The sequence below is a fragment of the Hydrotalea lipotrueae genome (assembly GCF_019249625.1).
Lineage (GTDB): Bacteria > Bacteroidota > Bacteroidia > Chitinophagales > Chitinophagaceae > Hydrotalea > Hydrotalea flava.
This window is the reverse complement of the sequence record NZ_JAESDL010000030.1, coordinates 1-16,083: the sequence shown is the minus strand read 5'-3', so window position 1 is coordinate 16,083 and position 16,083 is coordinate 1. Positions and strand designations below refer to the sequence as shown.

Below are 16,083 nucleotides of genomic sequence, written 5' to 3'. Positions count from 1 at the left end.
TTTAAGGATTACAATAATCACAATACGTAGGGTCTTCGGTAATGTTTTTATGCGGATACATTTCTTCTTTTAGGAATGAACATTTCTGACAGGTATAGATATAGCTGAGGGTTGAACGGGTAGGAGACCCACACAGATTGCATGGCAAGCCGGGTTTGGCTTCGGTTATTCCAAAGCCCGGGGTGCTGCATTGCGGGCAACAGGATTTGATTTTATCAATCAATTTTTGGAGGGCTTTCTCAATTACCAGCATACGGCTTGGGTTATACATTGCCCGCATGTCCGTTTCAACATAAGCAACTCTATACTTTTTTAAAAACTGATTGAAGGTTGTGCTTAGTTGTTCCCAATTAGTAATGCCTTTTATTATTTCTGTAAAATCTTCTTTTGCTTTTCTGACTATTAAACCGTGTGATGGAAACTTAGCCCGTTTAGCAAAATCTTTTAATTGCTTTTCCGTTTTAATTTCTTCACCATTAAAGTTGGTATCGGTGCTTAATTCTCTTGCAATAATTTCTAAATCGTTTTTCTTATCAATGAAAAGTATTATTTCATCATCCGCATAAACAAAGAACATTGCAGGATGCGGACCAAAAGAACCTTCACTGGCAATTGCCATATCGCAATCATATAATTGCATTGCCAGAAGGCATTTATTTCTTGCGGTGGTTACAGGGTCATCCTTTCTTTCAACCTCTCCGGTAAAAGTTCCTAAAATATCAGTGTCAAAATTTTCCGGAACAATGCATTCTACTCCCAACCCTTTTTGTAACAAAGGAGCAATTACCTTTTCTTTTTGGTGTTTAGTTGCAATTAATAGTTTTCTTCCTTTAAACATTTTTTGAAATTTCGATTTCGGCATTGATATTAATTGCCTTGTCTTTTTGTTCGATATATTTTCTTGCTTCATACAAATCTTTTTGCAATTGTTTGATTTTCTTTTCACGCATTTTTATATCTTCTTCACTGCTGTTTTTGCTGATTTTATTTTCGTGAAATTTTATTTTTATGTGAATCATTTGTGTGATAATGTCAATCGCATCTTTTGCGTTGAATTGACCTTGTATGAGTTCTATGTTCATTGTGTTTTGTTTTTTATTGTCCCTGACCCAATGAAAATGCCGGCTTACCATCAAAGGCATACAGGTTTTCAGTTTTAATGGTATCCAGGTTTTCAGTTACAGCATTTGCCAACAATTCAATAATGTCTTTTTTAGTCATGTAGTTACCTTCGGTTGGTTTAAACCGGCAGCGCCAATGGTCTGTGCAAAATGTTTCTTCAAAACCATCGGGCCAAACCTTTATACCTCTGTTTGTTATCATTGAGAGTTTTACTTTATCGGTTTCGAGTTGATGAAGGCTTTTTGCTAATTCATCAGGATTTGTTCCGCTCCAATCTACAAACACATCCACTCCTACTAATTCTTTTTTAGCAGCTTTTTTTCTTTTATATTTTGGTAAGTTTAATGCCGAGTTTTTCGCATACGAAACAGCTTTTAACATGGCAGGTTTATTTCCGAGATTGGCTATTACCGCTTGAGCAAATTCTTTTGTTCCAACTTTTTGCACGCTGAATCCTTCTTTAAAGATATCGTAGGTATGAGTTCCATCTTCAATTGTTTTAAGCCAGGCATTTTGAACCTTTTCTGCAATCTCCGTTTGTCCAATATGGTTGAGCATCATTACTGCTCCTTGCAATAAACCTGATGGGTTAGCTAAATTTTGTCCCGCTCTGCGTGGTGCTGAACCATGTATGGCTTCAAACATGGCACACTTTTCACCAATATTTGCCGAACCTGCCAAACCCACCGAACCTGCAATTTGAGCCGCAACATCAGACAAAATATCGCCATATAAATTAGGCATTACAATTACATCAAATACTTCGGGTGTATCAGCCATTTTTGCTGCACCTATATCTACAATCCAATGCTCATTTTCAATCTCAGGATATTCTTTTGCAATTTCATCAAACACTTTATGAAACAAGCCATCGGTTTGTTTCATGATATTATCTTTGGTAAAGCAGGTTACTTTTTTTCTGTCATACTGTTTAGCATATTCAAAAGCATAACGAACTATTTTTTCGCAGCCCGGACGGCTGATTAATTTCAAGCATTGTACCACTTCATCCGTTTGCTGATGCTCAATTCCGGCATAAAGGTCTTCTTCGTTTTCTCTCACTATCACAATGTCCATGATGGGATGTTTGGTTCTAACAAACGGATGCAAGCTCATACAAGGACGAACATTGGAATAAAGCCCCAAAAATTTTCTGGTTGTTACATTTAAACTCTTATATCCACCTCCTTGAGGTGTTGTAATAGGGGCTTTTAGAAACACCTTATTTCTGCGAATAATGTCCCATGATTCTTTGGCAATGCCTGAGGTATTGCCTGCCAGGTAAACTTTTTCACCCACTTCGATTTCTTCAATGTCAATTTTGGCTCCTGCTGCCAAAATAATTTCAAGAGTGGCGTCCATTATTTCAGGACCTATTCCATCTCCTTTTGCTACGGTTATTTTTGTCATATTGCTTTGGTTTATTTTTTGATGGGGTAAAATTGAGAAAAATAAAACATATATTTCTATTTATTTTTGCAATGATTAACATAAATAATTTTTATGAATTATACCTTAAACCAATTGCAGATTTTTTTAAAGATTACTTAAACTCAAAGCATTACCAAAGCAGCCGAAGAACTCCATTTAACACAACCGGCTGTGTCTATTCAACTCAAAAACTTTCAAGACCAATTTGAAATCCCTTTGACAGAAATTGTTGGAAGAAAAATATTTATTACCCATTTTGGAAAAGAAATTGCGATTACTGCTGAAAACATTTTGAATCAAGTGTATGCCATCAATTACAAAACTTTGGCACACAAAGGACAATTGGCTGGTCGTTTAAAAATTTCGGTTGTTTCAACAGATAAATATGTAATGCCTTGCTTTTTATCCGATTTTTTAAAACAGCATCAGGGAATTATCGAATGGCTTGGATGACAAATGTATAAACACCTCATCATAAAAACTCGGGAAGATAGTGTTTTTTCTATTGCTTTTTTATTGAGCAGAACAGTAACTCTCCTGTTTTCCGCACTTTTTGAAATGATACTCTGAAATCCTTGCTACTATTGAGTTGGGTTTTGAAAATGAGTGTCCTACTGCTATATTTGTAGATGTTTTTAAGAAAAAAGAAAAATAAGTCCGGCAGTATTTCTATACAAATAATTTCTAAGCAAAGAGGGAAGTATAAGGTTGTTAAAACAATTGGCAATAGCGATAATGAACAGCAAATTCAAAAATTGGTTTTTCTTGGAAAGCAGGAAATAGAACGATTAAATGGTCAGTCAAAATTATTTGTTTGAGAAAATGATACAGTCATTGAACAGGTATTTGAAACCATTGGAAGCGCAAGTGACAGAGCCGTTGGGCCAGAAATTATTTTCGGTAAAATATATGAAAGTATTGGCTTTAATAAGATAAAGGAAGATTTATTTAGGCATCTTGTAATTGCGTGGCTGGCTTTTCCTTTAAGTAAATTAAAAACTATTGAATATTTATATCGCTTTCAAAGTGTCATGCTTAATATAGACACCATTTACCGTTTTTTAAACAAGCTCAATAACAATTTAAAAGGACAGGTAGAACAGATAGCTTTTGCTTATACATTAAAAATTTTAGACCAAAAATAAGTATTGCTTTTTATGATATGACAACGCTTTATTTTGAAGCAATTGATGAAGACGATTTGCGAAAAGCCGGGTTTAGCAAAGATGGCAAGCATCAGAATCCGAAATTTTTTTTAGGCTTACTTGTAGGATTGGGCGGTTATGCAATCGGCTATGATATCTTCGAAGGTAATATTTATGAAGGCCATACACTCACCCCTTTTATTGAAAAAATCACCGGTAAATTTAATCTTGGCAAACCGATCATCGTTGCTGATTCCGGATTGTTATCCAAGGACAATATTCTTGCTCTTGAGGAAAAGAATTATGGATATATCATTGGAGCCAGATTAATTAAAAAGTGAGCCTGAAAAAATTAAAAAAAAAATACTTGCGCACAAACTGATAGATGGTGGAATGATGGTAATAAAAAAATCATCTAACACACGCCTGATTGTAACTTATGCTAACAAAAGAGCTGCTAAAGATGAACATAACCGAAAAAGAGGATTACAGCGATTAGAGAAGCAAATAAAATCCGGTAAACTCACCAAATCAAGTATTAATAATAAGGGTTACAAAAAGTATTTAAAATTGGACGGTGAAATCTCAATTGAAATTGATTATGAAAAGTTCAAACAAGACAGTGCCTGGGATGGATTAAAAGGCTATATCACTAACACAAAATTATCGGATAAGGAAGTCGTTGAAAACTATAAAAACTTATGGCATATTGAAAAAGCTTTTCGAATGTCGAAAACCGACTTAAGGATAAGGCCAGTATATCACAGACTGCGCCATCGTATTGAAGCTCACATTTGTATTACTTTTACTGCGTATTGTATTTACAAGAAATTAGAACGGGTTCTTTATAAAGAGAAATCTAGGTTATCTCTAAGAAAGGTAGTTGAATCAACTCATAATATGTATGAAATAACATATACCATCCCTGAATCAAAACATACTAAATCAAAATTGCTAAAAATGAATGATGAACAAGCTGAAGTGTATCAAATTATTGGCAAATTTTTTTAGGGTGTCCCAAAGATGAAAACAGATGTGGTAAAAGAGCTTACAACACTTTTCTTTCTATCAACTCTTCCCAAACATATGGTCTAAATAATCTTCTTTAAACTCTAAAAACGTAGGGCTGCCGTTAATGGTATAATTGGGCGTTTCACAATGCAATAAATCGTGAATTAATTGCTGCATTTCTTTCTGCCCCAGTGCTTTTCCGGCTTTAATGGCCTGTTGGCGACACATACACCGTACTAGTTTTTCGCGTTTACTAAATTTAATATCGCTGCTAAAATGCTTAAACTGTTCAATCAGTAATTCAATGGCTCTTTTTTCATTGCCTTGTAATACATCGGCAGGGGTTCCCTGAATTACAAAAGTGTGGTTACCAAATGCCTCTAATTGAAAGCCTATTTTCGATAATTCGGGTAGTAAATCGGTTAGCAAAGCGGCATCGGCAGCCGATAATTCAACGGTGGAGGGAAATAAACTTTTTTGTGCGGCTACCGGTTTTACGTGTAGTGCGGCCTGATATTTTTCATACAAAATACGTTCATGCGCCAATTGTTGGTGTATGAGTACAAAACCGCTGGTAGTAGGGGCAATAATATAAGTTTGGTGTACTTGCAATAAGGGTGCATCGGGCAGTAAGGTAAATATTGTTTTCTTTTCTGCAGCCGGTTGCCAAAGTGGTGCGTCAATACCCAATATTTCTGATGAATTTGCTGCAGCGGGTTTTTCAAAAAATGAACGCCAGTTTTTTAATTCGGAACTATCATTTTTCTCAATAAAATGTGCCTGATGTTTTTGTGTAAAGGTTTGGTAAAGTTGTGAGGCTTGTGTTTGTTCTTTCTGAGTAGATGTCATAGGTCTACTAACGGCATCCAATTGCTGTATATCGGCATTCAGTGTAAAGTCTAATGACGGCGCAATACTAAACTGTGCCAGTGCATGTTTTACGGCTGCCTGTACAAAAGCATAAATAATTTTTTCGTCTTCAAATTTTATTTCCTGTTTGGTGGGGTGTACATTAATATCTATCTGCGAGGGGTCAACATCTATATACAAAACATAGGTTGGGAAACTGTCTTTTGCTATTAAACTATCAAATGCAGTGGTAACGGCATGGTTCAGGTAGGCACTTTTAATAAAGCGGTCATTCACAAAAAAATATTGATCGCCTCTTGTTTTTTTTGCAATTTCAGGTTTCCCCACAAAGCCGTATACGTTCATGTAATCTGTTTCTTCTTTTACCGAAACCAATTTGGCATTGTATTGATTACCCAAAACCTGTACAATTCTTTGTTTCAGCGATCCGGCTTCTAAATGAAAAACTTCCTGACCATTATGGCTCAGGCTAAAAAATATCTGCGGAAATGCCATCACCACCCTAATAAATTCATCAATAATATGGCGCATTTCAGCAGCATTGCTTTTTAAAAAGTTTCTTCGGGCGGGCACATTAAAAAACAAATTCTTCATGCTGATGCTGGTGCCCGGTGCACAGGCGCAGGGTTCCTGCTGCAAAACTTTGCTGTTTTCAATCAGCAAATAAGTGCCAAAATCGTTTTCGGCCTGCCTGGTTTTTATTTCAACCTGTGCCACAGCAGCAATCGAGGCCAACGCTTCGCCCCGGAAACCCATGGTTTTTATGCGAAATAAGTCATCTATGGCTTTTATTTTGCTGGTGGCGTGCCGCTCAAAAGCCATGCGGGCATCGGTTTCACTCATGCCACTGCCATTGTCAATTACCTGTATTAAACTTTTACCGGCATCATTTACAATTAAATTAATTTTAGTGGCGCCAGCATCTACTGCATTTTCCAACAATTCTTTTACGGCACTGCCTGGCCGTTGTATTACTTCACCTGCTGCTATCTGGTTGGCTATATTATCGGGTAATAATTGTATAAAATCGCTCACTGCACTGCTTTATTTAGAAGATGTAAAAATAAAGTTTATTCGGCTGCCTTGCTGCATCATTCTTGTACCTTTGTACCCTTTTTACAGGTAAACAGGCTATACCATTGAATAAAGCCATGATTTTTAAATGAAAATTAAAACGAATAGCACATGCAGGAAACCATGATTGCCAATGCAAATATTGAGAAATTACCCCGCCAGTTTTTACCGGCAGATTTTACCGTAACCACCTGGGAGGCACTGGAACCTTATTTTTTGAATTTGAAAGAAAGGCCTATTCATAGTGTGGGTGAGTTAGAAAACTGGTTGCGGGACATGAGTGAACTGGAAGCAGTAGTAAGTGAAGATGCCTGCTGGCGGCAGATTAAAATGACCTGTGATACCACCAATCCGGCATTGGAAGAGGCGTATAATTTCTTTGTCATGGAAATTCAGCCCAAAATACAACCCTATGCTGATGCCTTGAATAAAAAATTAGTGGCATCGCCTTATTTGAAAGAGTTGGATCAGGATTTATATTTTACTTATATCCGTTCTGTTAAAAAAAATATTGAATTGTTTCGAGAAGCGAATATTCCTATTCAGGCCGAATTAGGCGTATTGCAACAACAATATGGGGTAATTGCCGGGAAAATGACGGTGGAAGTGGAAGGCCGGGAATATACCTTACAGCAGGCTGCACAGTTTTTAGAAAGTAGCAACAGAGCCCTGCGGGAATCGGTTTACCATAAAATTCAGGAAAGGCGTTTGCAGGATAAAGATGCGATGGATGCTTTGTATACCCAACTGATTCAAAAACGCCATCAGGTGGCATTGAATGCGGGTTTTGCCAATTACCGCGATTATAAATTTGTGGAACTTGGCCGGTTTGATTATGCCAAAGAAGATTGCTTTCAGTTTCATGAAGCTGTAAAACTGCACGTATTACCCATTGTTAATAAAATTTATGAAAAGAAAAGGGTGAAGTTAGGGTTAGATAGCCTGCGCCCCTGGGATACTGAAGCCGAACCGGCCGGAACAGAACCCCTGCGCCCCTTTAAAACCGGGAAGGAATTGTTGGAAAAATCAGTGGCTTGTTTCAGGCAAATGAACCCGTTTTTTGCGGATTGTTTATTGAAGATGGAGGAACTGCATCATTTTGATTTGGAAAGCCGGAAAGGCAAGGCACCCGGCGGGTATAATTGTCCGTTAGCCGAAAGCGGCGCTCCCTTTATTTTCATGAATGCAGCCGGACAAATGAGTGATGTTACCACCATGGTGCACGAAGGCGGCCATGCCATTCATTCTTTTTTAGCGCATCATTTACCGCTTTCTGCCTTTAAAGAATACCCGATGGAGATAGCTGAAGTGGCCAGTATGAGTATGGAACTATTTTCCATGAGCCATTGGGATGCTTTCTTTAACAATGCTGCCGATTTAAAAAGAGCCAAAGAACATCAGTTAGAGCGCACCATTACCATTTTTCCCTGGATTGCCATTATTGATAAATTTCAACATTGGGTATATGAACACCCCAACCATACAGTAGCCGAACGAACCGAAAACTGGATGCGGATTTTAAAAGAATTTTCTACCGATGCTATTGATTACACCGGTTTAGATGCTTATCGTGCCATTGGCTGGCAACGGCAATTGCATTTGTTTGAAGTGCCGTTTTATTATATTGAATATGGTATAGCCCAATTGGGTGCTATTGGTTTATGGATGCAATACATTCAAAACCCGCAACAGGCTTTACAAAATTATATGCGTGCTTTAAGCTTAGGCGGTACCAAAACCCTGCCTGAACTTTACGCTGCAGCAGGTTTACAATTTGATCTTTCCCCGGCACACATTAAAACTTTAATGGAATTTGTAGATGCACAAATGGAGGTATTGTAAACAAAACCTGTTGAGCTGATTACCCAAATAAAAAAGAGGCAATGCCAAAAACGCTGCCTCTTTTTTTATGATACTATTTTCATTGCCGTTATTACTCACCCAATGGCTGGTCTTTATTTTCACGCCCTTTGGGTGTATTTGGTTTACTAACGGGCCTGCTTTGCTGTTGTGGCTGGTTTCTATTATCGGGCCGGTTATTGTTGTTTCGGTTCCTGTTATCGTTTCTATTTTCGTTGCGATTGTTATTGTTTCGGTTCCTATTGTCGTTGTTGTTCAACGGGCGCTGCTCATTGTTGCGGCCATCGCGGCGTTGCTCGGGTTTATTACGCTTATTGTTTTTTTCTAAGCTCTTCAGGGTAATTTGCCCTACAACATCTACAAACTGTGGTTCAATTAATTTGGGTTTGCCGCTCACTACATCTACCGGTTCCAGATCATCTGGACGAATGTTTTGTGCGTTCATTCGTTTAATTTCTTTAACGCGTTCAATGGTTAACGGATAGTGCTTGCTGCCGCCATCCATCATGTACCACATCAAATTCCTAAAAATATCTTTTTTAATTAAAAAGGCATTGCCTTTGGTGGTTTGCAACGAATCGGCATTGTCGGGAAAATGTTGCAGGGCATCTAAATAGGTATCTAACTCATAATTCAAACAACATTTTAAACGGCCGCACTGTCCGCTTAATTTGGTTTGGTTAATTGATAAATTTTGGTAACGTGCTGCGGTAGTGTTTACGCTTTTAAAATCCTGTAACCAGGTGCTGCAACACAGTTCGCGGCCACAACTGCCTATGCCGCCAACTTTGGCTGCCTCTTGCCGAATGCCAATCTGCCGCATTTCTACTTTCAGTTTAAACTCTGCGGCAAATAGTTTTATTAATTCTCTAAAGTCAACCCTGTCTTCAGCGGTATAAAAAAAGGTAGCTTTTTTACCATCTGCCTGAATTTCCACTTCACTCAACTTCATTTGTAAATTGAGCTGGCGGGCCAATTCCCGGCTACGAGCCTGAACACCGGGTTCACGGTCCTTGCTGATGAAAAAGCTTTCCAAATCGCGATCAGTACTGCGGCGTAATATTTTTTTCATTTCAGGGTTAAATTCGTCAACCCCTTTTTTCTTCATTTGTAAGCGAACCAATTCGCCACTCAGGCCCACTTCACCCACATCAAAACCTGAAACACCCTCTACGGTAACATAATCGCCTTTTTCAAAATAATGCAGGGTGGTATTTCTAAAAAATTCTTTTCTGCTGCCTTGTTTAAAACTAACCTCTACTACTTTGCAATCGCTTTCAGGGTCGGTAAGGGGCAAATTGCGCAGCCAGTCGTGTACATTTAACCGGTTACAACCGCCGGTACTGCATCCTCCATTGCTTTTGCAACCGCCCGGTTTTTTGGTGCCGCATGATCCACATCCCATTGTATCTAAAGTTTAATGGTTCAATTAAATTGTAAATGCCAATGTAGAAAGTAGCGATAGTAAGGTATGTTGCGGGCAGTAGTACCTTGTTCGGCGCCTGTTGTGTCACTCCCTTCAACGTTCAGAACAGTAGTGAGCTATGGCGTTCCATAACACAGTGTATGCTTTTGAAAAATATATGGATACATCAATTGCATCAGGTACAAATTCCGTTTTCGCTCCGTACATCTTGTAACAGATGTTGGGGCACAACCCTTCATTCCATTTTCTACAAATTCAAAAATAGGGAATTTATTGTCATTACCGTTTAAACATGAAAGGTTACTTTGTTTTGTATAATGTATTGTAGTTTAATAGTGAGTGCCATAAACAACATTTTAGCATTGGCATTGCGTTCAATGTAATAAATAGCATTGTCTAACTCCTCTACAATAGCCTGTTGCTGGGTTACGGAAGCAATTTTATTGAGGCGTTGGGCAAAATCGCTTTCCGTGGGCAGGCAGGTAGCTGCTTCAATGCCCAGTAATCGAATATGCAGGCTTTGTTCCAGTAAATGAATGAAATAGCGCAAAAACTGTTTTTGTTTTTCCCTGCCTGTTTTAGTCATTTCATCAATAAACTTAAGTTGGGCGGCGGGACCCGCTTTTAAGGTAGCATTCAGCCATTCGCGCAATAAACTTTGCCAGTCAGATTCCGCATGTTGAATCATTTGCAATGCTTCCCTGTAATTACCTCCACAAACACTGGCAATTAGCGCTGCTTTATCGGCAGGTAAATATGCCCGTTCAATTAAAGCAGCTTCAATATCCTGCTTTTCTATGAGTGGCACTCTAATAAGCTGGCACCGGCTTACTAATGTGGGTAAAATGCCTTCTTCCTGTTCAGCCACTAATATAAACAAGGTGTTAGCAGGAGGTTCTTCAATTAATTTCAGAAGTTTGTTACCTTCTTTCCCCAAATATTCAGGCATCCATAAAACCAATACTTTGTAAGCGCTTTCAAAGCTTTTTAGATTCAGTTTCCGCATAATATCATTGCACTCTTCTGCTGTAATATTACCCTGTTTATTCTCCGCCCCAATAAATTGAAGCCAGTCGTACACATTACCGTAAGGGTATTGCCGTATAAATTCTTTCCATTCCTTAAAATAGTCGGTACTAATAGGTTTATCGCCACTTTTTTTCGGGATAACGGGATAAGAAAAGTGTAAATCAGGATGCATGAATTGGGTAGCCCTGGAAAAATTAGGCATATTACTGATGGCTTCCGGGCTAATAAAATCGGTTTTTTCAATGGAAGATTCCTGTTCGCCAAAAAGTGCAGCGGCAGGGGCAGAGGCATGTTTACCCGGTTGGCAAACCATCCATTGGGCAAAAGCAACGGCAAGCGGTAAAGCACCACTGCCTTCTTTCCCTATCAGTAATAAGGCATGGCCCAAACGGTTTTGTTGCACCATTGCTACCAATTGCTTTTTCAATGCGGTTTGTCCAATAATATCCTTCAGTTCCATGATAGGTACAAAATAAAAGGAAGATGCGGTATAAACATCTTCCTTTTCAAAAAATCTTTATGCACCTATTTAATTCAGGTACTTCAAAATTTCGGGACTATCGGGTGTAACGGTACTTGGAAAATAAGCCAATAATTTACCGTGTTCATCAATTAAAAACTTATTGAAGTTCCAGGTAATGGTGGCATCTAAAACACCGTTTTCAGATTTGTTGCACAACCATTTATATACCGGCGAAATATTAGGTCCCTTTACATCAACTTTTTCAGCTAAAGGGAAGGTAACGCCGTAATTTTTTTTGCAGAATTGTACAATTTCAGTACTGCTGCCGGGCTCCTGGCCACCAAACTGGTTACAGGGGAAACCTACAATAACTAATTTGTCTTTGTATTTTTCGTACAATTTTTCTAACGCTTCATATTGAGGGGTAAAGCCGCATTTTGAGGCCGTATTTACCACTAATATTTTTTTGCCTTCATATTTGGCAAACTCAATGGTACCCACATTAATAGAAGGTACTTTAAATTGATAAATAGTGTTGCTTCTTTTCATGGTGGTAAATGAGGTTAGTGCAACAATGGTTACAATAGTTAAAAAATACTTCATGTGCTTTATTTTTTGTGTGATGATGATAGGAATTTTACAGGTTTGAAGTTAGTAACAAATGATGGGGAATAAAGTTTAATTTTTGAATAAAGGGCATTAAATTGTATAAGCCACTGTTGCAATGCGAACAGAGGCAACCGGAACCGATAATAGTATAGTGGTGCAGGCTTCCAAAGTGGCACCGGTGGTAATTACATCATCTACCAATAAAATGTGTTTGTGTTGTAAAATATTGGGTAACAATACCGTAAAGGCATCTTCCATATTTTGCCAGCGTTCTGATCGGTTTTTTTGGGTTTGTGTTTGGGTATGCTTAACTCTTGTAAGTGCATTGGTTACCAAAGGTTTATGTACAATACGGCTGATGCCCTGCCCAATGCATGCAGCCTGATTATAGCCTCTCAACTTTTCTTTTTTGGGATGTAGCGGTAATGGAACAATGATATCTATTGGCTGAAAACGGTTGCTTGTAGCAAGTTGGCTGCCAACTTGTTCGCCCAGCCAGATGCCCATTTTTTTGTGCCCTTTATATTTTAATTGAAACAGCAAATGCTGTAACAGCGAATATTTGGTAAAGTAAAAGGCAGCACCGCCTGCTGCAATGGGTACCCTACCATAAAAAGAGCGCTCAACGGGGTTATCGGCAACTGCAAAAAATCCGGTAGCAGGCAACTGCAGTAAACATTGCGGGCAAAGCAGGGATGCAGTTGGCAATACATCGGTACCGCATCCTTCGCAGTTTTGCGGAAAAAAAAGATTTGAAAAGCTGTGCCAGTAATTTTTTAATAATTGCATCATGCTTTAAAAATAAAAATAAAACACATACAAATTGCATTGAATTTATTTTTTACGGATAGTGGTGAAGTGGGTACTGCATTTTAAAATAAACGTTGGTATAGTTCCTGCACTTCGCCCAATGCAACAATTTCAATGCGATGTTTGGCCGGTTGAACACCTTTTTTATTATAACGAGATACAAATATTTTTTCAAATCCTAATTTTTCTGCTTCAGCAATGCGTTGTTCAATTCTGTTAACGGCTCTTATTTCGCCATTTAAACCAACCTCACCGGCAAAGCAAATATGCGGGGGCAATGCCACATCTTCATAAGAAGAAAGCAAAGCTGCTATAATAGCCAAATCAATAGAGGGGTCTTCTACTTTCAAGCCGCCGGCAATATTAATAAACACATCTTTGGTGCCAAATAAAAAGCCACCTCGTTTTTCCAACACTGCTAAAAGTAATTGTAATCTTCTTAAATCAAATCCGCTTACCGTTCTTTGTGGCGTACCATATACACTTTGTGTAACCAGTGCCTGCACTTCAATCAATAAAGGCCGAATACCTTCAACCGTTGCAGCAATGGCACTGCCGCTTAATTCATTATCGCGTTGTGTTAAAAGAATTTCAGATGGGTTGGTTACTTCTTTCATGCCTTCGCCTGTCATTTCATATATGCCCAATTCGGCGGTACTGCCAAACCTGTTTTTAAGGGTACGTAAAATGCGGTAAGTATAATGGCGGTCGCCTTCAAATTGCAACACGCTGTCCACCATGTGTTCTAAAATTTTAGGTCCGGCAATGGTGCCATCTTTGGTAATATGACCAATTAAAAAAACAGGAGTGTTGGTTTCTTTGGCAAAGCGTTGAAATTCTGCTGCACATTCGCGTATTTGCGAAATACTGCCGGCGCCGGAATCAATTAAATTCGATTGTAATGTTTGAATGGAGTCCACAATCACCAATTGCGGCTGCAATTTTTTTATTTCGTTGAAAATAGATTGAGTAGTGGTTTCTGTAAGTAAATAAAAAGAAGAGTGCTTTGCCTGAATTCTGTCTGCACGCATTTTAATTTGTTGTTCACTTTCTTCGCCACTGATGTAAAGAACAGTAAGCGATTGTAAAGCCAAACCAATTTGCAAAAACAAAGTGCTTTTACCAATACCCGGTTCGCCGGCTACCAGTACAATACTGCCGGCAACGATACCACCACCCAGTACACGATTGAGCTCAGCATCGGTAGTAGTAATTCTTTGTGTTTCGTTATGCGTAACTGCATCTAACGCTATGGCCTTGTTGTTTTTTTGTTGTGTGCCATAGCTGTTCCAGTTTTGTTCTTTGTTATTGCCTTTGTCTATTACTTCTTCAATAAATGTGTTCCAGTTATTGCATGCCGGGCATTTGCCGAGCCATTTAGCACTTTCATAGCCACAGTTGCTGCAAAAAAAAGCAGTTTTAATTTTACTCATAACATCAAAGTTACAGGGCTGTAACAGAAAATGGTACTTCTGAAAATTGGAATGGTGGTTATCGGTAAATGTTGTGCAAATATTTTTTCAGTGCACTGCATGAATGATGTGATGCAGCGGCATTTGTATTTTTCATAGATATCTATTTGTAATCATCAAGAAGCATATTTTGAAAGAGGAATGAGATAGAATAGAAGTTTGGAAAATAGTGCGAAAGAAATGAAGCATGCAGATATAAAATTTTTCAATGCATTGGTCTCTATGTTCGCAATGCATTTGCAATGGCTGAATGGTGGTTGGAGCATGATTGTTATTGTATCTGATCTGATCAGGGGGTATTATTAACGCAAAAGGGCCAGCTGATAAGCCGACCCCTTTACTTACTAACCCATTAAATTCCACCACTAAATTACAATAATGAGGCAGATGGCAAAATATTTTTTGATGAAATGGGGTAAAAAAATACCCACAATGCCGCGAGTTGTTCTTTTTCGGCAGGAATGGCATGACGGGAGATATTAATATGACAATATGACTTTTTTAAGGTAATGATTAAAAAATACTAAATGTTAACGAAATGTTATCTATAAAGGCTTGAAATACATTGCAAATACATGCAAAAAAAATATTTAATCAACTTTAATAAAAAAAAGTTAAATTATTTTTTGTTTTCTAAACAGCTAAATCTTAATTTGAGTGGTCATATAACGTGATAAACGGATTAATTCACCAAAACTACCGCAACATGAGAAAAAAACTATTGATGGTTTTTTCTGCCCTCTTGCTACTTTTTGCAGGTGTACATGCCCAAACAGTAACAATTTCGGGTAAAGTAACAGACGATAAAGGCAAGCCGATAGATGGTGCCTCTATTGTAGACAAAAAAACAAAGCAAGGTACCTCTACCGATGCTGATGGAAAATTTAAACTAAACCTTAAAGAAGGTTCAGTTATTCAAATTTCAAGTGTGGGTTTTGCCAAACGCGAAATGACCGTTCGGGCCAATGAAAATTTAAACATTACATTGGTTCCTGAGAATGAAGATTTAAGCGAAGTGGTAGTAACTGCCTTAGGTATTAAAAGAGAAAAGAAAGCGCTGGGTTATGCGGTTTCTACTGTGGGCAGTAAAGATTTAGAAGCAAGGCCCGAGGGGGATATCGCCAGGGTGTTAAACGGAAAGGCACCTGGTGTAAGTATAGTCAGTACCAGTGGCTTAAGTGGTAGTGGAACAAACATTAATATACGTGGTATTAGTACTATTACCGGCAACTCACAGCCTTTATGGGTAGTTGATGGAGTACCATTTGATGGAGGCACCAATAATCAATCTACTAATTTCACCTATGGTAACCAAACCTCCAGCAGGTTTTTAGATTTAGATCCCAATAACATTGCCAGCATTAGCATATTGAAAGGGTTAAGTGCTACTACGTTATATGGTTCTGCCGGTAGAAATGGTGTAATATTAGTAACTACAAAAAATGGTTCAACCGGCACAGTTCATAAAAAACAGGAAGTTACAGTTTCGCAATCTTTTTTTCAAACCAAAGCTGTATTACCAGATTATAATACGCAATATGGCGGTGGTTTTGATTTAAGTTTAGGTATTGCATTCTTTAGTAATTGGGGGGCTAAATTTACCAATCCACCTGCTGTTGTAAAGCATCCTTATGACAGAGCCGCCCTTGCAAATGTATTTCCTCAATTTGCAGGTGCACCTTATTTAGTCAACCCTCAAAAAGTAATTTTCAATGTTCGATTAAAAATATTGTTGCAATAAAAATTTAAAAGTTGCAAAAA

General features: G+C 38.2%; 14 protein-coding genes. 5 read left to right on the top strand and 9 right to left on the bottom strand.

The window, feature by feature from the left end:
• Position 1: 1 nt before the first annotated feature.
• From JK139_RS13990 to JK139_RS13980, 3 genes are read right to left on the bottom strand one after another with little or no spacing between them, the layout of a single operon-like run.
• Positions 2-838, bottom strand: a complete 837-nt coding sequence (locus tag JK139_RS13990; RefSeq protein WP_218331695.1) for a DUF6671 family protein — start codon at positions 836-838, stop codon at positions 2-4.
• Positions 831-1,082 (bottom strand): hypothetical protein, encoded by a 252-nt coding sequence (locus JK139_RS13985; RefSeq protein WP_218331694.1) that lies wholly within the window; start codon positions 1,080-1,082, stop codon positions 831-833. Before JK139_RS13985 ends, JK139_RS13990 begins: the two co-directional genes overlap by 8 nt.
• 13 nt (positions 1,083-1,095) lie before the next feature.
• Positions 1,096-2,532 carry an NADP-dependent isocitrate dehydrogenase gene (locus JK139_RS13980; protein WP_074420219.1) on the bottom strand — a complete coding sequence of 479 codons (1,437 nt, stop codon included), beginning with the start codon at positions 2,530-2,532 and terminating at the stop codon, positions 1,096-1,098.
• Between the two features lie 150 nt (positions 2,533-2,682).
• Between JK139_RS13980 and JK139_RS13975 the strand changes: the two genes are divergently transcribed.
• The 3 genes from JK139_RS13975 (at position 2,683) to JK139_RS15685 (ending at position 4,709) form a co-directional block, all read left to right on the top strand.
• Positions 2,683-3,006 carry a LysR family transcriptional regulator gene (locus JK139_RS13975; protein ID WP_218331729.1) on the top strand — a complete coding sequence of 108 codons (324 nt, stop codon included), beginning with the start codon at positions 2,683-2,685 and terminating at the stop codon, positions 3,004-3,006.
• A 667-nt stretch (positions 3,007-3,673) separates the two neighbouring features.
• On the top strand, positions 3,674-4,039 hold the full coding sequence (locus JK139_RS15690) for an IS1634 family transposase (RefSeq protein ID WP_449555712.1): 366 nt from the start codon (positions 3,674-3,676) through the stop codon (positions 4,037-4,039).
• Positions 4,040-4,091: 52 nt separating this feature from the next.
• Positions 4,092-4,709, top strand: a complete 618-nt coding sequence (locus JK139_RS15685; protein ID WP_074420220.1) for an IS1634 family transposase — start codon at positions 4,092-4,094, stop codon at positions 4,707-4,709.
• Positions 4,710-4,766: 57 nt separating this feature from the next.
• On the opposite strand, the gene mutL is transcribed toward JK139_RS15685, so the two are convergent.
• Positions 4,767-6,614, bottom strand: coding sequence for a DNA mismatch repair endonuclease MutL (gene mutL / locus JK139_RS13960; protein WP_218331684.1), 1,848 nt, complete (start codon positions 6,612-6,614; stop codon positions 4,767-4,769).
• Positions 6,615-6,764: 150 nt separating this feature from the next.
• Between mutL and JK139_RS13955 the strand changes: the two genes are divergently transcribed.
• A complete protein-coding gene (locus JK139_RS13955; RefSeq protein ID WP_228733242.1) occupies positions 6,765-8,495 on the top strand; it encodes a M3 family oligoendopeptidase in 1,731 nt (576 codons plus the stop codon).
• A gap of 91 nt (positions 8,496-8,586) precedes the next feature.
• Here the strand turns inward: JK139_RS13955 and JK139_RS13950 are convergent, their stop codons facing one another.
• The 5 genes from JK139_RS13950 to radA all read right to left on the bottom strand — a co-directional run bounded on the left by JK139_RS13950 (position 8,587) and on the right by radA (position 14,283).
• Entirely contained in the window at positions 8,587-9,918 is a 1,332-nt protein-coding gene (locus tag JK139_RS13950) for a PSP1 domain-containing protein (protein WP_218331682.1), read from the bottom strand.
• A gap of 307 nt (positions 9,919-10,225) precedes the next feature.
• Positions 10,226-11,428 carry a DNA polymerase III subunit gene (locus tag JK139_RS13945; RefSeq protein WP_218331680.1) on the bottom strand — a complete coding sequence of 401 codons (1,203 nt, stop codon included), beginning with the start codon at positions 11,426-11,428 and terminating at the stop codon, positions 10,226-10,228.
• Positions 11,429-11,497: 69 nt separating this feature from the next.
• Positions 11,498-12,034, bottom strand: coding sequence for a glutathione peroxidase (locus JK139_RS13940; RefSeq protein ID WP_218331678.1), 537 nt, complete (start codon positions 12,032-12,034; stop codon positions 11,498-11,500).
• 96 nt (positions 12,035-12,130) lie between these two features.
• Positions 12,131-12,832 carry a ComF family protein gene (locus JK139_RS13935; RefSeq protein ID WP_218331676.1) on the bottom strand — a complete coding sequence of 234 codons (702 nt, stop codon included), beginning with the start codon at positions 12,830-12,832 and terminating at the stop codon, positions 12,131-12,133.
• An 80-nt stretch (positions 12,833-12,912) separates the two neighbouring features.
• Positions 12,913-14,283: a DNA repair protein RadA gene (gene radA / locus JK139_RS13930; protein ID WP_218331674.1), complete on the bottom strand. Its 1,371-nt coding sequence runs from the start codon at positions 14,281-14,283 to the stop codon at positions 12,913-12,915.
• Between the two features lie 745 nt (positions 14,284-15,028).
• On the opposite strand from radA, the gene JK139_RS13925 reads away from it, so the two are divergent.
• On the top strand, positions 15,029-16,063 hold the full coding sequence (locus JK139_RS13925; protein WP_218331672.1) for a TonB-dependent receptor plug domain-containing protein: 1,035 nt from the start codon (positions 15,029-15,031) through the stop codon (positions 16,061-16,063).
• The last annotated feature ends 20 nt before the right edge of the window (positions 16,064-16,083 follow it).